The 20371-nt window shown below is 61.3% G+C and carries 17 protein-coding genes; 11 read left to right on the top strand and 6 right to left on the bottom strand.

Going from position 1 to position 20371, the window contains the following annotated elements:
- The first annotated feature begins 177 nt into the window (after positions 1–177).
- The gene (locus ACK6BI_RS00195; protein WP_409315744.1) at positions 178–2622 is read left to right on the top strand and encodes a penicillin-binding protein 1A; all 2445 of its coding nucleotides are present in this window, start codon (positions 178–180) and stop codon (positions 2620–2622) included.
- Between the two features lie 159 nt (positions 2623–2781).
- On the opposite strand, the gene ACK6BI_RS00190 is transcribed toward ACK6BI_RS00195, so the two are convergent.
- The 3 genes from ACK6BI_RS00190 to rpmE all read right to left on the bottom strand — a co-directional run bounded on the left by ACK6BI_RS00190 (position 2782) and on the right by rpmE (position 5276).
- Positions 2782–4050: a malic enzyme-like NAD(P)-binding protein gene (locus tag ACK6BI_RS00190; protein WP_409315528.1), complete on the bottom strand. Its 1269-nt coding sequence runs from the start codon at positions 4048–4050 to the stop codon at positions 2782–2784.
- A 183-nt stretch (positions 4051–4233) separates the two neighbouring features.
- Positions 4234–5016, bottom strand: coding sequence for a thermonuclease family protein (locus ACK6BI_RS00185; RefSeq protein ID WP_409315527.1), 783 nt, complete (start codon positions 5014–5016; stop codon positions 4234–4236).
- 41 nt (positions 5017–5057) lie between these two features.
- Positions 5058–5276, bottom strand: a complete 219-nt coding sequence (rpmE, locus tag ACK6BI_RS00180; protein ID WP_007952398.1) for a 50S ribosomal protein L31 — start codon at positions 5274–5276, stop codon at positions 5058–5060.
- 282 nt (positions 5277–5558) lie between these two features.
- Here rpmE and ACK6BI_RS00175 point away from each other — a divergent pair, with 282 nt between their 5' ends.
- The 10 genes from ACK6BI_RS00175 to ACK6BI_RS00130 all read left to right on the top strand — a co-directional run bounded on the left by ACK6BI_RS00175 (position 5559) and on the right by ACK6BI_RS00130 (position 18500).
- Positions 5559–7778, top strand: coding sequence for a primosomal protein N' (locus tag ACK6BI_RS00175; protein ID WP_409315526.1), 2220 nt, complete (start codon positions 5559–5561; stop codon positions 7776–7778).
- Positions 7779–7920: 142 nt separating this feature from the next.
- Positions 7921–9657 (top strand): arginine--tRNA ligase, encoded by a 1737-nt coding sequence (gene argS, locus ACK6BI_RS00170; protein ID WP_409315525.1) that lies wholly within the window; start codon positions 7921–7923, stop codon positions 9655–9657.
- A gap of 1 nt (position 9658) precedes the next feature.
- On the top strand, positions 9659–10375 hold the full coding sequence (locus tag ACK6BI_RS00165) for an SPOR domain-containing protein (RefSeq protein ID WP_409315524.1): 717 nt from the start codon (positions 9659–9661) through the stop codon (positions 10373–10375).
- 257 nt (positions 10376–10632) lie between these two features.
- Positions 10633–11163 carry an ATP-dependent protease subunit HslV gene (gene hslV, locus ACK6BI_RS00160; RefSeq protein WP_007968352.1) on the top strand — a complete coding sequence of 177 codons (531 nt, stop codon included), beginning with the start codon at positions 10633–10635 and terminating at the stop codon, positions 11161–11163.
- Between the two features lie 55 nt (positions 11164–11218).
- On the top strand, positions 11219–12556 hold the full coding sequence (hslU, locus tag ACK6BI_RS00155) for an ATP-dependent protease ATPase subunit HslU (RefSeq protein WP_085732563.1): 1338 nt from the start codon (positions 11219–11221) through the stop codon (positions 12554–12556).
- Positions 12557–12699: 143 nt separating this feature from the next.
- Positions 12700–13071, top strand: coding sequence for a DUF971 domain-containing protein (locus ACK6BI_RS00150; protein ID WP_260521895.1), 372 nt, complete (start codon positions 12700–12702; stop codon positions 13069–13071).
- Between the two features lie 258 nt (positions 13072–13329).
- On the top strand, positions 13330–15009 hold the full coding sequence (phaC, locus tag ACK6BI_RS00145) for a class II poly(R)-hydroxyalkanoic acid synthase (protein ID WP_409315523.1): 1680 nt from the start codon (positions 13330–13332) through the stop codon (positions 15007–15009).
- Between the two features lie 154 nt (positions 15010–15163).
- Positions 15164–16018: a poly(3-hydroxyalkanoate) depolymerase gene (phaZ, locus tag ACK6BI_RS00140; RefSeq protein WP_409315522.1), complete on the top strand. Its 855-nt coding sequence runs from the start codon at positions 15164–15166 to the stop codon at positions 16016–16018.
- A gap of 150 nt (positions 16019–16168) precedes the next feature.
- Positions 16169–17851: a class II poly(R)-hydroxyalkanoic acid synthase gene (gene phaC / locus ACK6BI_RS00135; RefSeq protein ID WP_409315521.1), complete on the top strand. Its 1683-nt coding sequence runs from the start codon at positions 16169–16171 to the stop codon at positions 17849–17851.
- Positions 17852–17879: 28 nt separating this feature from the next.
- Positions 17880–18500, top strand: coding sequence for a TetR/AcrR family transcriptional regulator (locus tag ACK6BI_RS00130; protein WP_409315520.1), 621 nt, complete (start codon positions 17880–17882; stop codon positions 18498–18500).
- 58 nt (positions 18501–18558) lie between these two features.
- Here the strand turns inward: ACK6BI_RS00130 and ACK6BI_RS00125 are convergent, their stop codons facing one another.
- The 3 genes from ACK6BI_RS00125 to ACK6BI_RS00115 all read right to left on the bottom strand — a co-directional run bounded on the left by ACK6BI_RS00125 (position 18559) and on the right by ACK6BI_RS00115 (position 20268).
- Positions 18559–19398 carry a phasin family protein gene (locus ACK6BI_RS00125; protein ID WP_409315519.1) on the bottom strand — a complete coding sequence of 280 codons (840 nt, stop codon included), beginning with the start codon at positions 19396–19398 and terminating at the stop codon, positions 18559–18561.
- Positions 19399–19408: 10 nt separating this feature from the next.
- Entirely contained in the window at positions 19409–19831 is a 423-nt protein-coding gene (locus tag ACK6BI_RS00120) for a phasin family protein (protein WP_065261766.1), read from the bottom strand.
- A 161-nt stretch (positions 19832–19992) separates the two neighbouring features.
- On the bottom strand, positions 19993–20268 hold the full coding sequence (locus ACK6BI_RS00115) for a polyhydroxyalkanoic acid system family protein (protein WP_065261767.1): 276 nt from the start codon (positions 20266–20268) through the stop codon (positions 19993–19995).
- Positions 20269–20371 lie beyond the last annotated feature (103 nt).

The raw sequence follows: 20371 nt of genomic DNA, 5'->3' as shown, positions 1-20371 counted from the left end.
TGCGCATTGCGTTCCCTCGCCCCGTCTTGACAGAAGCGCAAATGACGCCCCCAGCGGAAAAGTGCTTATAATGCCCAGCGATTTTTTCCGCTTTGTACCGCCAGCGCGGGCCGTTCTGTGTGTTCCCGGAACCCTGGCGCCAAATTCATTCTTTGCCCTGGATGTTCAAAAGCCTTGATTCGTCTGCTGAAATTCTTCGGTTGGTCCATCGTCGCCGTTTTCTGCGGACTGCTTTTAGTTCTCAGCGGCGCATTTCTTTACCTTAGTCCGGGTTTGCCATCTGTGGAGGCGCTGAGAAGCATTCAGTTGCAGATTCCGCTCCGGGTGTACAGCAGCGACAACAAGTTGATCGCAGAATTTGGCGAAATGCGCCGCACACCAATCCGTTTCGCCGACATTCCCCCCAATTTCATCAATGCGTTACTAAGTGCTGAAGACGACAATTTCGCCAACCACTATGGCGTCGATCCGAGCAGCCTGATGCGTGCCGCGACCCAACTGGTCAAGAGCGGGCACATTCAGTCCGGCGGCAGCACCATCACCATGCAGGTAGCGAAGAACTTCTTCCTGACCAGCGAACGCAGCTTCTCGCGCAAGGCGACTGAAATCCTCCTGGCCCTGCAGATCGAGCGGCAGCTGACCAAGGACGAGATCCTCGAGCTGTACGTGAACAAGATCTATCTGGGCAACCGCGCCTACGGCATCGAGGCGGCGGCGCAGGTGTATTACGGCAAGTCGATCCGCGAGGTCAGCCTGGCGCAGATGGCGATGATCGCCGGCCTGCCGAAAGCCCCGTCGCGCTTCAACCCGCTGGCCAACCCCGCTCGCAGCAAGGAGCGTCGCGACTGGATCCTCGGGCGCATGTACAAACTCGGCAAGATCACCGAAGCCGACTACACCGCCGCGATCAACGAACCGCTGAATGCCAGCTATCACGTACCGACTCCGGAAGTGAACGCGCCGTACATCGCCGAGATGGCCCGTGCCGAAATGGTCGGCCGCTACGGCAGCGACGCCTATACCGAAGGTTTCCGCGTCACCACTACGGTGCCAAGCAACCTGCAGGAAATGGCCAATACCGCGCTGCACGAAGGCTTGATGACTTACGACCAGCGTCACGGCTACCGTGGTCCCGAATCGCGCCTGCCAGGCAAGACCCGTGAAGCCTGGGCCGTCGAATTGACCAAACAACGCACCATCAGCAGCCTCGAACCGGCCATCGTCACCCAGGTCGACAAGAACGGCCTGCAAGTGCTGACCCGCACCGGTGAAGAGCACGTGGCCTGGGACACCATGAAATGGGCCCGTCCGTTCCTCAATACCAACAGCATGGGCGCCGCACCGCGTCAGCCATCGGATGTCGCGCAGGTCGGCGACCTGGTGCGCGTACAGCGCCAGCCGAACAATTCGCTGAAGTTCAGCCAGATTCCGCAGGCCCAGGGCGCACTGGTATCGCTGGACCCGCAGAACGGAGCAATCCGCTCGCTGGTTGGCGGCTTTGCGTTCGAGCAGAGCAATTACAACCGGGCATTGCAGGCCAAGCGCCAGCCGGGGTCGAGCTTCAAGCCCTTCGTCTACAGCGCCGCACTGGATAACGGCTATACCGCTGCCAGCCTGGTCAATGACGCACCGATCGTGTTCGTCGACGAGTACCTGGACAAGGTCTGGCGTCCGAAGAACGACACCAATACCTTCCTCGGCCCGATCCGCCTGCGCGAGGCCCTGTACAAGTCGCGCAACCTGGTTTCGATCCGTCTGTTGCAAGCCATGGGCGTAGGCAAGACCATCGACTACATCACCCGTTTCGGTTTCAACAAGCAGGACCTGCCGCCAAACCTGTCCCTGGCGCTGGGCACCGCGACCCTGACTCCGATGGAAATCGCCACCGGCTGGAGCACCTTCGCCAACGGTGGCTACAAGATCACCCCGTACATCATCGACAAGATCGAAAGCCGCAACGGCGAAACGCTGTTCGTCGCCAACCCGCCGACCGTACCGCAGGGCGGCGCGGCCACCGACGGCATCGCGGCACCGGCGACCCAATCGATCACCGTCGACGCAGCACCGGTTCCGGGTGAAGCACCGGGCAGCGCCGCTGTGCCGCAAGCACCGGCAGTCGCCGAGCGCATCGTCGATGGCCGCACCACCTACATCCTCAACAGCATGTTGCAGGACGTGATCAAGCTCGGTACCGGCCGTCGTGCACTGGCCATGGGCCGCAGCGACATCGCGGGTAAAACCGGTACCACCAACGAATCCAAGGATGCCTGGTTCTCCGGTTACAACGCCGATTACGTGACCACCGTGTGGACCGGTTTCGATCAGCCGGAAAGCCTCGGTCGACGGGAATTCGGCGGCACCGTGGCACTGCCGATCTGGATGAACTACATGAGCGCGGCACTCAAGGACAAGCCACCGCATGTCCAGCCGGAGCCGGAAGGCATCCTCAGCCTGCGGGTAGACCCGGTCAGCGGCCGTGCAGCTTCACCGAGCACTCCTGGCGCCTACTTCGAACTGTTCAAGGCCGAAGACACGCCGCCGTCGGTCAACGAGATCGGCAACGGCGCCGTGCCGGGCAGCCCGCTGCCGGCGGATGAACAGGCGCCGATCGATTTGTTCTGATCCGGATCCGCTAAAGAGCCCCGCCTTCGTGAGAAGTGCGGGGCTTTTTATTGCTTGAGGGAGTTACAGTGGATGAACCGGCCCCAATACAAAACCCTCAGGCACAAAAAAGCCCCGACTCTCACGAGCCAGGGCTTTCGTTTGAAGCGTTACAACGACTTAGCCGTTGAACACGTCATCCACGCTTTTCAGCGGATAGTGCTTCGGATACGGCAGGGTCGCCACACCGGTCTCGATGGCGGCCTTGGCCACCGCGTCGGAGACGATGGTGATCAGACGTGCGTCCATCGGCTTCGGAATGATGTACTCACGGCCGAACTCCAGCGCGTCGACGCCGTAGGCGGCGCAGACTTCCTTCGGCACCGGCAGCTTGGCCAGGTCCTTCAGGGCGTTGGCGGCAGCGATCTTCATTTCCTCGTTGATGCGCTTGGCGCGAACGTCCAGGGCACCACGGAAAATGAACGGGAAGCCCAATACGTTGTTGACCTGGTTCGGGTAGTCCGAACGGCCGGTGGCCATGATCACGTCGTTGCGGGTGGCGTGAGCCAGTTCCGGGGAGATTTCCGGATCCGGGTTGGAGCAGGCGAAGACGATCGGGTTGGCCGCCATGCGCTTGAGTTGCTCGGCGCTCAGCAGATTCGGGCCCGACAGGCCGACGAATACGTCAGCGCCTTCGATGGCGTCGTCCAGGGTGCGCTTCTCGGTAGCGTGAGCGAACACAGCCTTGTACTGGTTCAGGTCGTCGCGGCCAGCGTGGATCACGCCGGTACGGTCGATCATGTAGATGTTCTCGACCTTGGCGCCCATGCTCACCAGCAGTTTCATGCAGGAGATGGCGGCAGCGCCTGCGCCCAGGCAGACGATCTTGGCTTCGCCGAGGGTTTTGCCGGCGATTTCCAGGGCGTTGATCATGCCCGCAGCGGTCACGATCGCGGTGCCATGCTGGTCATCGTGGAATACCGGAATGTCGCACTGCTCGATCAGGGCACGTTCGATCTCGAAGCACTCCGGAGCCTTGATGTCTTCCAGGTTGATGCCACCGAAGGTGATGGAAATGCGCTTTACGGTGTCGATGAAGGCTTGCGGGCTTTCGGAGTCGACTTCGATGTCGAACACGTCGATGCCGGCGAAGCGCTTGAACAGCACGCCCTTACCTTCCATCACAGGCTTGGAAGCCAGTGGGCCGAGGTTACCCAGACCGAGAATCGCGGTGCCATCGGAAATGACTGCAACCAGGTTGCCCTTGCCGGTGTACTTGTAGGCCAGCTCAGGATCGCGGGCGATCTCGCGCACTGGTTCAGCTACGCCGGGGCTGTAGGCCAGCGACAGGTCGCGGGCGGTAGCAGTGGCCTTGGTGAGCTCGACACTCAGCTTTCCTGGACGAGGATTGGCGTGATATTCGAGAGCGGCAGTTTTCAGATCAGACATTTTGGCATTCCGCTTTTTACTGTTGGACAGACTGGTCAGCGAGGATACGCGCCTCGCAAAGTCCCCACAAGACTGCCCGGTCACCCCTGTCAAGCGCCCTGCCCTACGACTTTGGGCCAAGAGCCACGGCGCACAAGGGCTCGACTGTTCACAATCAACAGAAAAAATGTCTACAATTTTTCTTTAGCGAGATGTCTGCAACATGGAAGGATCGCTCAGCGGCAACAGCCAACGAGCCTGACCCGCTTTCAGTCCGCCCCTTCGCGAACGATCGACCACCCAGCCCCGGGCCTCTATCTGCCTGCCCTTCAGCGCTTGCAAGGCATTTCCATCGAAGCGATCCAGCAGATTGGGTGCAACACGCAGTACAAGCTTGTCCTGCAACTCGATCCAGATTCCGCCACGATTGCGCTGAACCTTGCTCACACGCCCGCTGACGATGGCGAAACCCGAGCGCTCGATCTGCTCCGCTTTCAGTACAGGCGAGCGCTTCCACAGACCCGTCCGGGCTTGCCGCGCACTGCGTTCGGCGGCCTGCTGACAATCGACAAGATCGACATTCGGCGCCACCGCGACCTGGAAACCCAGGCCATCGGCGAGCATTTGCGCTTCGAGACTGACGCCGCTGACGCTGTAGAGATGGGCGAGCGTACGCCCGTAATGGTCTCTTTCTTGCGCACCAAGGCGCAAACCGACCCGTCCGCCACTGTCAGCCACCAGGGCTTCCAGGCGTTTGCGCGCCGCCACGGCAAATGGCTCGTCGCTGCGACCCTGTTTGCCCAATTCAGGTGTGTTGAGACCGATCAAGCGTACGCTGCGACCATCACTCAGGCGCACCGTGTCGCCATCGACGACCTGTTGCACCACAACGCTGGACACGCCCGAAGGCGCCGGACAAAAGGCTTGGGCAGCGGACAGCCAAATCGCGGACACAAAAAAGGCGCCCGCAAGGGACGCCTTTTTCATCAGTCCGGAAAAGCCGCTGAGGTTTTCCAGAATGAAGGGCCTCAGGCCTTTTTCGCGCCGAAAGCACCGAAACGGTCGGCGAACTTCTGAACGCGACCACCGGTGTCCAGAGTCTTCTGCTTACCGGTGTAGAACGGGTGGCACTCGTTGCAAACGTCGATCGCCAGGGCTTTGCCGAAGGTCGAACGGGTTTCGAACTTGTTGCCGCAGCTGCAAGTTACTGCAACTTCTGGGTAATTCGGGTGGATATCGGCTTTCATGGTGTTTTCCTCAGCTGGCGTGCCGCCATCCAACACGATTGTTGAATACCGCACGTAATTAGGCCGCGGATTCTACCAGACAATGCCAATCACGCAAGCTGTCACTGAGACCGACCGTCTGCTAGGCTCCCGGCCATTGCGCGATCCCTTTGGGAGCGAGCTTGCTCGCGAAGGCGCCGTGTCAGTCAATAAAGAGGCTGACAGACAGAATGCCATCGCGAGCAAGCTCGCTCCCACAGGGTTATAAGCCAAACCCTTCTTCCTGTTTGATCGAGATCCCGCGTGCCCGACGCCATTCTGCGCCTCGCCCTGCCTTCGCCCCTGCGCCGCCTGTTCGATTACCGGGCCCCGGCCGGTGTCCGGCGTTCGCAGTTGCAACCGGGCATGCGCCTGCGGGTGCCGTTCGGTCGTCGGGAGATGATCGGGATTCTGGTGGAAGTCAGCGACACCAGCGAAGTCCCGGCGGACAAACTCAAGCCGGCACTGGCCCTGCTCGACACCACCGCGCCCCTGCCGCCGGCGCTGTTCAAGCTGTGCCTGTGGACCGCCCAGTATTATCAGCACAGCCTCGGCGACACATTGAGCTGGGCGCTACCCGTGCTGCTGCGTCAGGGCGAACTGGCCGAGGCGCGCCAGGAACGCTTCTGGTCCGTCGCTCCCGGCGCCAGCCTCGATGACCCGCGCATCGCCCGCGCCCCGCGCCAGCGTGAAGCCCTGGCGACGCTGGCCCAGCACCCTCATGGCGTCGCCCATCAGTTGCTGAGCAAACTGATGCTGAGCAAAGACAGCCTCGACCTGCTGCTGGCCAAGGATCTGGTGCAGGTCGAAGTGCGCCGCCACGCTCCCGGCGTGCGTCACGAGCACTGGCTGGCCCAGCCGGAACTGCCGCTCAACGGCGAACAGCGCGCCGCCTATGAAGCGATTCGCGCCGGTTTCGACAGCTATCACGCGTTCCTGCTGGCCGGGGTTACCGGCAGCGGCAAGACCGAAGTTTATTTGCAACTGATCCGCGAAACCCTCGAGGCCGGCAAGCAGGCGCTGGTGCTGATCCCGGAGATCAACCTCGGCCCGCAAACCCTGGCCCGTTTCGAACAACGCTTCAACGCCCGCATCGCTTTGCTGCACTCGGCAGTCAACGACCGCGACCGACTGGATGCCTGGCTCGCTGCCCGTGATGGTGAGGCCGACATTATTATCGGCACCCGTTCGGCGCTGTTCACCCCGATGAAAAATCCGGGGTTGATCATCATCGACGAAGAGCACGACAGCTCCTACAAACAGCAGGAGGGCTTGCGCTATCACGCCCGGGATCTGGCGCTGGTGCGGGCACGACAGGAAGACATCCCGATTGTCCTCGGCTCCGCAACGCCATCGCTGGAAAGCCTGCACAACGCTTACACCGGTCGTTACGGACTGCTGCGAATGAACGAAAGGGCTGGCGGCGCCAAACCGCCACGATTCCTGCGCCTGGATGTAAAAAGTCGCCCGCTGGACAGCGGCATTTCCGGACCGATGCAACAAGCCATCGGCCAGACCCTCGCCGCCGGCCAGCAGGTGCTGGTGTTCCTCAACCGCCGCGGCTTTGCTCCGACGCTGCTGTGCCACGATTGCGGCTGGATGTCCGAGTGCCAGCGCTGCGATGCACGGATGACCGTGCATCAGCGTTATGGCGAATTGCGCTGCCACCATTGCGGTTACGTCGAGCGCATGCCGCGCCAGTGCCCGAAATGCAACAAGGTCGACCTGCGGCCAGTAGGCGCCGGCACCGAACGGGCCGAGGAGCGGCTGGCGATTCTGTTCCCGGATTACCCGGTGCTGCGTGTCGACCGCGACAGCACCTCGCGCAAGGACGCGATGAACCAGTTGTTCGCCACGATCCAGAAAGGCCAGCCGTGCATTCTGGTCGGCACCCAGATGCTGGCCAAGGGTCACCACTTTCCCCGGGTGACGCTGGTGTCGATCCTCGATGCCGACGGCGGCCTGTTCTCCGGCGACTTCCGTGCCAGCGAACGCATGGCGCAATTGATCGTGCAAGTTGCCGGGCGCGCCGGGCGGGCTGAGGAACCGGGCAAGGTGATCATCCAGACCCATCTGGCCGACCATCCTTTATTGGTGCAATTGACCGAGCAGGGTTATTTCGCCTTCGCCGAACAGGCCCTCAGCGAGCGCCGCGCCGCTGGCCTGCCGCCGTTCGCTCATCTGGCACTGTTGCGCGCCGAAGCGCACAAGCCGGGGCAAGCGGAAGGTTTTCTCGACGAGGCGTGCAGCGAAGCCGAGCGCTTGCTGGCCGAACAGAACCTGAGCGGCATCGAGCTGCTGGGACCGGTGCCGGCACCGATGGAACGCCGCGCCGGACGCTTTCGCGCGCAGCTGCTGCTGCAGGCCACGGCCCGGGCGCCGCTGCACCGGTTGCTGGCGAGCTGGTTGCTGGTGCTGGAGCAGATGCCGAGCGGCCGGGCGGTGCGCTGGTCGCTGGACGTTGATCCGGTGGATCTGTACTGACCGGGCAAAACCGCTCGAATTGTCACCACACATCCACATCCTGCCTGCTAAGGTTGGCAAGCCCGTCTTCGCAACGGATAATGCCCAGTTTTTCCACCCGCGCATCGATGCGCCGCCGCGCTTGCGGTCGAAAGAGAAGACCATGAAAGACACCATTCGCCAGCTGATCCAACAAGCCCTCACCCAACTCGTCAACGAAGGTGTGTTGCCTGAAGGCCTGACGCCGGCGATCCAGGTGGAAAATGCCCGAGACAAGACCCACGGCGACTTCGCCAGCAATATCGCGATGATGCTGGCCAAGCCTGCAGGCATGAAGCCACGTGACCTGGCGGAAAAAATCATCGCCGCCCTGCCGGCTGACGAGAACGTCAGCAAGGCCGAAATCGCCGGTCCCGGCTTCATCAACTTCTTCCAGAACACCCAGGCACTGGCCTTGCGCCTCGACGCGGCCCTGGCCGACGCTCGCGTCGGCGTGCGCAAGGCCGGCCCGGCGCAACGCACCGTGGTCGACCTGTCGGCACCGAACCTGGCCAAAGAGATGCACGTCGGCCACTTGCGCTCGACCATCATCGGCGACGGCGTGGCCCGGGTACTCGAATTCCTCGGCGACACCGTGATCCGTCAGAACCACGTCGGCGACTGGGGCACCCAGTTCGGCATGCTGATGGCGTATCTGCAGGAAAACCCGATCACCAGCGACGAACTGTCGGACCTGGAAAATTTCTACCGCGCCGCCAAGCAGCGTTTCGACGAGTCCCCGGAATTCGCCGACCGCGCCCGTGGCCTGGTGGTCAAGCTGCAGGCCGGCGATGCCGAATGCCTGGCGCTGTGGACCAAGTTCAAGGACATTTCTCTGTCGCACTGCCAGAAGATCTACGAACTGCTGAACGTCAAGCTGACCATGGCAGACGTGATGGGCGAAAGCGCCTACAACGACGACCTGATCAATGTGGTCAACGACCTGAAAGCCGCCGGCATGCTGGTTGAAAGCAACGGCGCGCAGTGCGTGTTCCTCGACGAATTCAAGAACGCCGAAGGCGAGCCGCTGCCGGTGATCATCGTCAAGGCCGACGGCGGCTACCTGTACGCCACCACCGACCTGGCCGCCGTGCGCTACCGCAGCGGCAAACTCAAGGCCGACCGTGCACTGTACTTCGTCGACCAGCGTCAGGCCCTGCACTTCCAGCAAGTGTTCGCCGTGGCACGCAAGGCCGGTTTCGTGACCCATCCGATGGAAATGGAACACATGGGCTTCGGCACCATGAACGGCGCCGACGGTCGTCCGTTCAAGACCCGTGACGGCGGCACCGTGAAGCTGATCGACTTGCTGACCGAGGCGCAGGAACGTGCCTACGCATTGGTAAAAGAGAAAAACCCGACACTGGCCGACGACGAACTGCGCAGCATCGCCAAGGTTGTGGGCATCGGCGCGGTGAAATACGCCGACCTGTCCAAGCACCGCACCAGCGACTACAGCTTCAACTTCGACCTGATGCTCAATTTTGAAGGCAACACCGCGCCGTACCTGCTGTATGCCTACACCCGCGTGGCCGGCGTATTCCGCAAGCTGGGCAAGGATTTCAGCGAAGTCGACGGTCGGATCGTCCTCGAAGCGGCGCACGAGCAGGAACTGGCGGCCAGACTGGCGCAGTTCGGTGAAGTGCTGAACAACGTTGCGGAAAAGGGCACACCACACACCCTGTGTACCTACCTGTACGACGTCGCCGGCCTGTTCTCCAGCTTCTACGAGAACTGCCCGATCCTCGCCGCGGACACCCCGGCACAAATGCAGAGCCGCCTGCGCCTTGCCGCGCTGACCGGCCGTACCCTCAAGCAAGGCCTGGAACTGCTCGGCCTGGAAACCCTGGAGCGTATGTAAGTTGGCTGCCAAGAAAAAACCTGCACCCAAGCGTGGCGCCAGCCGTTACCAAGCTCCTGCGAAGCAACCGATTCCGGGCTGGCTGTGGATGGCCATCGGCCTGACGGTCGGTGCGTTCATCGTGTTCCTGATGAAACTGGAGCCGGGCAAGGGCAGCGACACGGTCAAGCGCGAGAAGGTCGAGCAACAGCAACAACAGAAAGCCAGCAAGATCGCCGAGGCCAACAAGACCCCGCCGAGCCCGACGCAACCGGTGAAGCCGAAGTACGACTTCTACACCCTGCTGCCGGAATCGGAAGTGATCGTTCCGCCTGACGCTGTGCCGGAGAAAACCTTGCCGACGCCGCAGGTGCCGGCGATCCCGACCACGCCGGTCACCCCGGCCGAAGCGGCGAAGATCGACACCGCACGCGCCCAGGCTGCTCTGGCCGGAATCACTCCGCCGCCAGCGCCGCCGGTAACCAAGGCAGCGCCGGTGACCAAGTTCTTCCTGCAGGCCGGCTCGTTCCGCAAAGAGGCCGATGCCGACAAGGTTCGCGCGCAGATCATCCTGCTCGGCCAGGCGGTGGCGGTTGAATCCGGGACGGTCAAGGAAGAAACCTGGTACCGCGTACTGGTCGGCCCGTTCAGCAACCGCGAACAGCTGACCACCGCGCAGAAGCAACTGGCGGGTGCCGGTTTCAGCAACCTGTTGTTACAACAACGCCAGAGCCGCTAAACAACGCCCCACTGATCGTTCCCACGCTCCGCGTGGGAATGCAGCCCGGGACGCTCCGCGTCTCTTGCCGCAAGGACGCGGAGCGTCCATTGAGGCACCCACGCGGAGCATGGGAACGATCATGTCTCTCTGCGTGGGAGCGTTCATGTACAAACCACCGCTCGTCCCCTCTCCCGCCGCGCAGTTGAAATCCTCTCCACCACCCCCATATGAAGGGGCATAAGGCATTTTCGCCCCGCAGTGTGGAGACTCTTCCCTTGACCACCATCGTTTCAGTCCGCCGCCACGGCAAAGTCGTCATGGGCGGCGACGGCCAGGTTTCTCTCGGCAACACCGTGATGAAAGGCAACGCGAAGAAAGTTCGTCGCCTGTACCACGGCCAGGTCATTGCCGGTTTCGCCGGTGCCACCGCCGACGCCTTTACCCTGTTCGAACGTTTCGAAGGCCAGCTCGAGAAACATCAGGGCCACCTGATCCGCGCCGCCGTCGAACTCGCCAAGGAATGGCGCACCGACCGTTCCCTGAGCCGCCTCGAAGCGATGCTTGCGGTCGCCAACAAGGATGCCTCGCTGATCATCACCGGCAACGGTGACGTGGTCGAACCCGAAGACGGCCTGATCGCCATGGGTTCCGGCGGCGCCTATGCGCAAGCCGCCGCCAGCGCCCTGCTGAAGAAGACCGACCTGTCGGCCCGCGAAATCGTCGAGACCGCTCTTGGCATCGCCGGCGACATCTGTGTATTCACCAACCACACCCAGACCATTGAGGAGCAGGATCTCGCTGAATGAGCCTGACGCGGCCCCTGTGCCACGGCTTGTTTCTGCTTGAGGACCGTCAATTACTATGTCCATGACTCCCCGCGAAATCGTCCACGAACTCAACCGCCACATCATCGGCCAGGACGATGCCAAGCGCGCTGTCGCGATTGCCTTGCGCAACCGCTGGCGCCGCATGCAGCTGCCTGAAGAGCTGCGCGTTGAAGTGACCCCGAAGAACATTCTGATGATCGGCCCGACCGGTGTCGGTAAAACCGAGATCGCCCGTCGCCTGGCCAAGCTGGCCAACGCACCGTTCATCAAGGTCGAAGCGACCAAGTTCACCGAAGTCGGCTACGTTGGCCGCGACGTCGAATCGATCATCCGGGATCTGGCCGATGCCGCGATCAAGATGCTGCGCGAGCAGGAAATGACCCGCGTACGCCACCGCGCCGAAGACGCCGCCGAGGATCGCATCCTCGACGCCCTGCTGCCACCAGCACGCATGGGTTTCAGCAACGAAGATGCACCGACCCAGGACTCCAACACCCGCCAGTTGTTCCGCAAGCGGCTGCGCGAAGGTCAGCTGGATGACAAGGAAATCGAGATCGAAGTCGCCGAGATGGCCGGCATCGAGATCGCCACGCCGCCGGGCATGGAAGAAATGACCAACCAGCTGCAGTCCCTGTTCGCCAACATGGGCAAGGGCAAGAAGAAGTCCCGCAAGCTGAAGGTCAAGGAAGCGCTGAAACTGGTGCGCGATGAAGAAGCCGGTCGCCTGGTCAACGAAGAAGAGTTGAAGGCCAAGGCCCTGGAAGCGGTCGAGCAGCACGGTATCGTGTTCATCGACGAAATCGACAAGGTCGCCAAGCGCGGCAACGTCGGCGGCGCCGATGTGTCCCGCGAGGGTGTGCAACGCGACCTGCTGCCGCTGATCGAAGGCTGCACCGTCAACACCAAACTGGGCATGGTCAAGACCGACCATATTTTGTTCATCGCCTCCGGCGCGTTCCACCTGAGCAAGCCGAGCGATCTGGTGCCGGAGCTGCAAGGCCGTCTGCCGATCCGCGTCGAACTCAAGGCCCTGAGCCCGGAAGATTTCGAACGCATCCTCAGCGAACCGCACGCTTCGCTCACCGAGCAATACTGCGCGCTGCTGAAGACCGAAGGCCTGAACATCCAGTTCCAGCCTGAAGGCATCAAGCGCCTGGCGGAAATCGCCTGGCAGGTCAACGAGAAGACCGAGAACATCGGTGCCCGTCGCCTGCACACGCTGCTCGAGCGTCTGCTGGAAGAGGTGTCGTTCAGTGCCGGCGACCTGGCCAGCGCCCATGACGACAAGGCGATCCTGATCGACGCCGAGTACGTCAACAGCCACCTGGGTGAATTGGCGCAGAACGAAGATCTGTCCCGTTATATCCTGTAAGCAACTCTTACAGATGTAACGGAACTGTGGGAGCGAGCCTGCTCGCGAAGATGGCCGTACACTCAACCATTGTGTTGACTGAACCACCGCTTTCGCGAGCAGGCTCGCTCCCACAAGGTTCCGCACTAGACGGATACCTGATCATGCTGCCCACCGACATCAAACTGCACAAGGCCTCGAAAACCCTGTCGCTCAAATACGCGTCCGGCGAGGAATACACCCTGCCCGCCGAATTCCTGCGCGTGCATTCCCCCTCCGCCGAGGTCCAGGGCCACGGCAAACCGATCCTGCAATCCGGCAAGCTGCACGTCGGCCTGACCAAGGTAGAACCGGCCGGTCAGTACGCACTGAAACTGACCTTCGACGACGGTCATGACAGCGGCCTGTTCACCTGGGATTACCTGTACGAGCTGGGGCGACGTTATGACGCACTCTGGGCGGATTATCTGGCCGAGCTCAAGGCCGCCGGCAAAACCCGTGACCCGGATCAGTCCGTCGTCAAGCTGATGCTCTAGTCCGCGCCTCGGACTGTTTAGAAGGCATTTTCTAGATTCATCTGTTTGAATGCTCCGCTAAAGCGGCCCGGGATCGGCTGCTTGCGAAAAAAATCAATCTCGGGTAACCAATGGAACTGGCAAGTTCCCTGCAGTGCTCTACGACTGTAAAGCAGCTATGCAGAATCAACGGTCACCCGAGCAGTAGTACCTGGCATTGGCTGTGGAACTGCGCAGCAGAAAACCGGGTACTCGTCTCAGGACAATGGAGCGTCGTAGATGAGTAACAAGAATAACGATGATTTGAAGTACCAGGCCTCGGAGAACACCCTGGGGCTGAATCCCGTCGTTGGGCTACGCGGAAAGGATCTGCTGGCCTCTGCTCGAATGGTGCTGACCCAGGCCATCAAACAACCGATCCATAGCGTCAGACACGTCACTCATTTCGGCCTCGAACTGAAGAACGTGCTGTTCGGCAAATCAGAACTGCAACCGGCTGGCGATGACCGTCGCTTCGTCGATCCGGCGTGGAGCCAGAACCCGCTGTACAAACGTTACCTGCAAACCTACCTGGCATGGCGCAAGGAGCTCCATGCCTGGATCGACGACAGCAGCCTCTCGCCCAAGGACATCGCGCGCGGCCACTTCGTGATCAACCTGATGACCGAAGCCATGGCGCCGACCAACAGCATGGCCAATCCGGCGGCGGTCAAGCGCTTCTTCGAGACCGGCGGCAAAAGCCTGCTCGACGGCCTCTCCCATCTGGCCAAGGATCTGGTGCACAACGGCGGCATGCCGAGCCAGGTCAACATGGGCGCGTTCGAGGTCGGCAAGACCCTGGGCGTGAGCGAAGGCGCAGTGGTGTTTCGCAACGATGTGCTGGAGCTGATCCAGTACAAACCCATCACCGAGCAGGTTCACGAGCGTCCGCTGCTGGTGGTGCCGCCGCAAATCAACAAGTTCTATGTATTCGACCTGAGCCCGGACAAGAGCCTGGCGCGCTTCTGCCTGCGCAACAATGTGCAGACCTTCATCGTCAGCTGGCGCAACCCGACCAAGGAACAGCGCGAGTGGGGCCTGTCGACCTACATCGAAGCCCTGAAGGAAGCGGTCGACGTGGTCACCGCGATCACCGGCAGCAAGGACGTCAACATGCTCGGCGCCTGCTCCGGCGGCATCACCTGCACCGCCCTGCTCGGCCACTACGCCGCCACCGGCGAGAACAAGGTCAATGCCCTGACCCTGCTGGTCAGCGTGCTCGACACCACCCTGGACAGCGACATCGCACTCTTCGTCGACGAGCAGACCCTGGAGATGGCCAAGCGTCATTCGTATCAGGCCGGCGTCCTGGAAGGCAAAGACATGGCCAAGGTCTTCGCCTGGATGCGCCCCAACGACCTGATCTGGAACTACTGGGTCAACAACTACCTGCTGGGCAACGAACCGCCGGTGTTCGACATCCTGTTCTGGAACAACGACACCACCCGGTTGCCGGCCGCGTTCCATGGCGACCTGATCGAGATGTTCAAAAACAATCCACTGACCCGCCCCGATGCACTGGAAGTGTGCGGCACGCCGATCGACCTCAAGAAGGTCACGGCCGACATCTTCTCGCTGGCCGGCACCAACGACCACATCACCCCGTGGAAGTCCTGCTACAAGTCGGCGCAGCTGTTTGGCGGCAAGGTGGAATTCGTGCTGTCCAGCAGTGGGCATATCCAGAGCATCCTGAACCCGCCGGGCAACCCGAAATCCCGTTACATGACCAGCGACGAAATGACCGCCAATGCCGATGACTGGCAGGAAAACTCGACCAAGCACACCGACTCCTGGTGGCTGTACTGGCAGGCTTGGCAGGCGGCGCGTTCGGGCGAGCTGAAAAAGGCGCCGACGAAACTGGGCAACAAGGCGTATCCGGCGGGCGAAGCCTCGCCGGGCACTTACGTACACGAGCGGTAACTGACGCATCTCACTCCCCTGTGGGAGCGGGCTTGCTGGCGAAAGTGGTTGATCAGCCAACATCAATGGCGACTGACACGACGCCTTCGCGAGCAAGCCCGCTCCCACAAGGGGGACGAGGTGATATCGAGATTGACCCACAGGGCCCTGAAGCATGCCGCAACCGTTCATCTTCCGTACCGTCGAGCTGGATGGCCAGACCATCCGGACCGCCGTACGCCCCGGCAAGCCTCACTTGACGCCCTTGCTGATTTTCAACGGCATCGGCGCCAACCTGGAGCTGGTGTTTCCTTTTGTCGCGGCGCTGGACCCCGACCTGGAGGTGATCGCCTTCGACGTGCCAGGTGTCGGCGGTTCTTCGACGCCGAGCCGGCCGTATCGTTTCCCGGGGCTGGCCAAGCTCACGGCGCGAATGCTCGATTACCTCGACTACGGTCAGGTCAACGTCATCGGCGTGTCCTGGGGCGGCGCGCTGGCGCAGCAGTTCGCCCATGACTATCCCGAGCGCTGCAAGAAGCTGGTACTGGCCGCCACGGCGGCGGGCGCGGTGATGGTGCCGGGCAAGCCGAAGGTGTTGTGGATGATGGCCAGTCCGCGCCGCTACATCCAGCCGTCCCATGTGATCCGCATCGCACCGATGATCTACGGCGGTTCGTTCCGGCGTGACCCCACCCTCGCCGCCAGCCATGCGGCCAAGGTGCGTTCGGCGGGCAAGCTCGGCTACTACTGGCAACTGTTTGCGGGCCTCGGCTGGACCAGCATTCACTGGCTGCACAAGATCCACCAGCCGACTCTGGTGCTGGCCGGCGACGACGATCCGCTGATCCCGCTGATCAACATGCGTCTGCTCGCCTGGCGCATTCCCAACGCGCAATTGCACATTATCGATGACGGGCATCTGTTCCTCATCACCCGTGCTGAAGCCGTGGCGCCGATCATCATGAAATTTCTCCAGGAGGAACGCCTTCGCGCAGTGATGCATCCTCACCCGACACCGCTGGGCGGATAACCGTTCGGACACGGTTTTCTGGACAGTTCCTTGCAGGGCTTTTTGCAAGTGCGTGGCAGGACGCCGCGCAGGCAACAACCCGCAACAGCGTCTATGGTGTTCTGGTCCGGTGTGTTTGTTATTGACCTGAAGACGAAGGAGTGTTGAGTCATGCGCGACAAACCAGCGACGGGTGCAGTGCCCAGTCCTGCCGTGTTCATCAATGCACAGAGTGCAATTGCCGGCCTGCGTGGCCGCGATCTGATATCGACGCTGCGCAGCGTCGCCTACCATGGTCTGCGCAATCCGATCCACAGCGCGAAACACGCGTTGAAACTTGGCGGCGCGCTGGGACGCGTGCTGCTCGGCGAAACCCTGCACCCGACCAACCCCAACGACAACCGCTTTGCCGACCCGGCCTGGAGCCTCAATCCGTTCTACCGCCGGAGCCTGCAGGCCTATCTGAGCTGGCAGAAACAGGTCAAGAGCTGGATCGACGAAAGCAGCATGAGCGACGACGATCGCGCCCGTGCGCACTTCGCTTTTTCCCTGATCAACGACGCCATGGCGCCTTCCAACACGCTGCTCAATCCGCTGGCGATCAAGGAGCTGTTCAACTCCGGCGGCCACAGCCTGGTGCGCGGCTTGAGTCATCTGTTCGATGACCTGCTGCACAACGACGGCCTGCCGCGCCAGGTAACCAGACAGGCTTTCGAGGTCGGCAAGACGGTTGCCACCACTACCGGTTCGGTGGTGTTTCGCAACGAATTGCTCGAGCTGATCCAGTACAGGCCAATGAGCGAAAAGCAGTACTCGAAACCGTTGCTGGTAGTGCCGCCGCAAATCAACAAGTACTACATTTTCGACCTGAGCCCGAACAACAGCTTCGTCCAGTACGCCCTGAAAAACGGCTTGCAGACCTTCATGATCAGTTGGCGCAATCCGGACGTGCGCCATCGCGAATGGGGCCTGTCGACCTACGTCGAGGCCGTGGAAGAAGCGATGAACATCTGCCGGGCGATCACCGGTGCCCGCGAGGTCAACCTGATGGGCGCCTGCGCCGGCGGGCTGACCATCGCCGCGCTGCAAGGGCACTTGCAGGCCAAGCGGCAGTTGCGGCGGGTCTCCAGCGCCACCTATCTGGTGAGCCTGCTGGACAGTCAGATCGACTCTCCGGCGACACTGTTCGCCGATGAACAGACCCTCGAAGCGGCCAAGCGTCGCTCCTATCAGAAAGGCGTGCTGGATGGTCGCGACATGACCAAGGTATTCGCCTGGATGCGACCCAACGATCTGATCTGGAGCTACTTCGTCAACAACTACCTGCTGGGCAAGGAGCCGCCGGCGTTCGACATCCTCTACTGGAACAACGACAGCACTCGCCTGCCGGCGGCGTTTCATGGCGATCTGCTGGACTTCTTCAAGCACAACCCGCTGATTCATTCAGGAGGCCTGGAAGTCTGCGGCACGCCGATCGACCTGCAGAAAGTCACGGTCGACAGTTTCAGCGTGGCCGGCATCAACGATCACATCACGCCGTGGGACGCGGTGTATCGCTCGACCCTGCTGCTGGGCGGCGAGCGGCGTTTCGTGCTGTCCAGCAGCGGCCATGTACAGAGCATTCTCAACCCGCCGAGCAACCCGAAAGCCACCTACGTCGAGAACGGCAAGCTGAGCAGCGACCCGCGCGCCTGGTACTACGACGCGAAAAAAGTCGACGGCAGCTGGTGGCCGCAATGGCTGGAATGGATCCAGCAACGTTCCGGCACCCTGCGCGAAACCCAGATGACCCTTGGCAACGCGAACTATCCACCGATGGAGGCGGCGCCCGGCACTTACGTGCGCGTGCGCTGACCGGCCCCGACCCTGTTAAGAAGACTGGATGAAAACAAGCGAACGGATCCTCGAATGTGCCCTGCAGTTGTTCAACGAAAAGGGCGAGCCGAACGTCTCCACCATGGAGGTTGCCAATGAAATGGGGATCAGCCCGGGCAACCTCTACTACCACTTCCATGGCAAGGAACCGCTGATTCTCGGGCTGTTCGAGCGTTTCCAGATCGAACTGGCGCCACTGCTCGACCCGCCCGCCGATGTCGAACTGGCGCCAGAGGATTACTGGTTGTTCCTGCACCTGATCGTCGAACGCCTGGCTCAGTACCGGTTCCTGTTCCAGGACCTGTCGAACCTGGCCGGACGCCTGCCGAAACTGGCCAAGGGCATTCGCCAGTTCCTCAATATCCTGAAGCGCACGCTGGCGTCACTGCTTGCGCGGTTGAAAGCATCGGGGCAACTGGTCAGCGATACCCAGGCGTTAGGGCAACTGGTGGAACAGATCACCATGACCCTGCTGTTCTCGCTGGACTATCAGCGGATTCTCGATCGCGAGGGCGAAGTGCGGCTGGTGGTTTACCAGATCATGATGCTGGTGGCGCCGCATCTGTTACCGCCGGTGAAGGTGGCGACGGAGCGTATGGCGCTGCAATATCTTGAAGATCACGAGTAACCGCACATACAAAAACGCCCGACCTTCACAGGCCGGGCGTTTTCCTGAGCCCTGAAAATCAGGACTGACTGGTCGGCGTCGACGGGGTCGATGCAACCGTCGAAACAAGCGCCGGGGTTGGAGCCGAGGCGGAGTTCGACGTGCTGGCCAGTGCTTGCGGTACGCTCACCGGTTTCGGCGCGGCGGCTTTCGGCGCGGCCGGTTTTTTCACTGCAGGCTTTTTCGCTGCTGCCGGTTTGGCCGCAGGCTTGGCAGCGGGTTTGGCGGCAGCGGTCTTCGCTGCTGGCTTGGTCGCCGGTTTTGCAGCAGGTTTGGCGGCGGCCTTGGCTGCAACCGGTTTGGCCGCGGCTTTCGCTGCCGGTTTGGCGGCTGCGGTTTTGGCCGCTGGCTTGGCTGCAGGCTTGGCAGCCGCCTTGGCCAATGGCTTGGCAGCAGGTTTTGCCGCCGGTTTGGCTGCTGCGGTTTTGGCCGCCACAGGTTGTGCTTTGAGGCCGGTGAGTTTTTCGATCTGCTTGGTCAGGGCATCGACCTTCTTGTGCAAATCCTTCACTTCGTTGCGGCTCGGTACGCCCAGGCGCGAAATCGCACTGTTCAGGCGCTTGTCAAAGGCCCCTTCCAGTTGATCCCACGTACCCAGCGCACGATCTTTCACGCCACTGATGCGCGACTTGGCCGAAGAAGCGGAGTCCTTGGCGGCATCGACTTTCTTGCCGACCGCTGCCTTGGTGAGCTTCTCGGCTTTCTCGCCGTCTTTGACCAATGTCTCGAAGAGCTTGCTGCCGTCAGTGTCGATCTTCGAGTACACGCCTAAACCAGCCAGCCAGATCTTGCGGGAATAGTCTTCGACTTTTCCGATCCACGAGCTGCCTTCTTTATCGGTGTTCTTTTTACCAGCCATCCCGTTCTCCTTAAGATTTACGCGCGGCGCGTTCGAGCAATGCCGTCAGCTCATCGAGCTTAGCAGAGAGTGCCTCAACGTCATGTTTAGACGGAATGCCGATACGATTCAAGGCACTGGCGACACGCGTGTCGAACGCCTTCTCGACCTTGTCGAGCTGAACTTCGACACGACCTTTGAAAGAGCTGACTTCGCTCTTGGCCTCATCGATCTCGGCGTTGGCCGCTTCGAGTTTTTCGGTGACGGCTTTTTTGCCTTTTCTTTCAACGGTTTGACCCGCCTTGATCAACTCCTGAAAGTACTCGCTGCCCTCCTGACCGACCTTGGTGTAGGCACCCAGGCCAGCCAGCCAGATCTTGCGGGCATAGGATTTGACGTCGCTCAAGGCGGAAGTCGAGGCGTCGATTTTTTTCTTCAAAACAGCTTTGGCCATGGTGCACCTCACGCGCAGAAGGTTTGAGGAACTGCCCTGACGAGTGTCGGGCTCAGGCACAAAGTAGGGAGAAAAATTAGAAACGGCACCCTAACAACTGACATAAAAGGCAGGGGCAACAAAAACAAACGGGGGAACTCGAAGCTCCCCCATGGCATCGTTCAGACCAGCGCTTTATCCAGCGCCTTCTCGATCTCGGCTTTGATCATGCCGCTCATGGCCGACATCATCAGGCCCAGTTCCACGTCGACCCGGATCGAATCCTCGGCCACATGCACCGCGCCCTTCACGCCCGAACGCTTGAGGTTCAGGGTGTCGCCCGACCATTGCGGCTCCAGGCCATACTGATCGGAGAGTTTCTTCGCCAGTTTGTCGGCTTTCTCGCGGGCCGCTTCCTTGCCCAGACTGTGGGCACGCTCAACACTGATTTGGGCCATTGAATGACTCCTGCTTTTTGAATGGGGCTATGAATGCCTGCAACGAATCTTGACCGCCACTGCGGCAAATCGTCCCGAAGGTTGCCCATCTTACCTTTAGCCA

Origin of the sequence: Pseudomonas sp. KCJK9016, assembly GCF_046231795.1 — a bacterium.
Classification (GTDB): domain Bacteria; phylum Pseudomonadota; class Gammaproteobacteria; order Pseudomonadales; family Pseudomonadaceae; genus Aquipseudomonas; species Aquipseudomonas bananamidigenes.
This window is presented reverse-complemented; position numbering and strand designations above follow the sequence as displayed.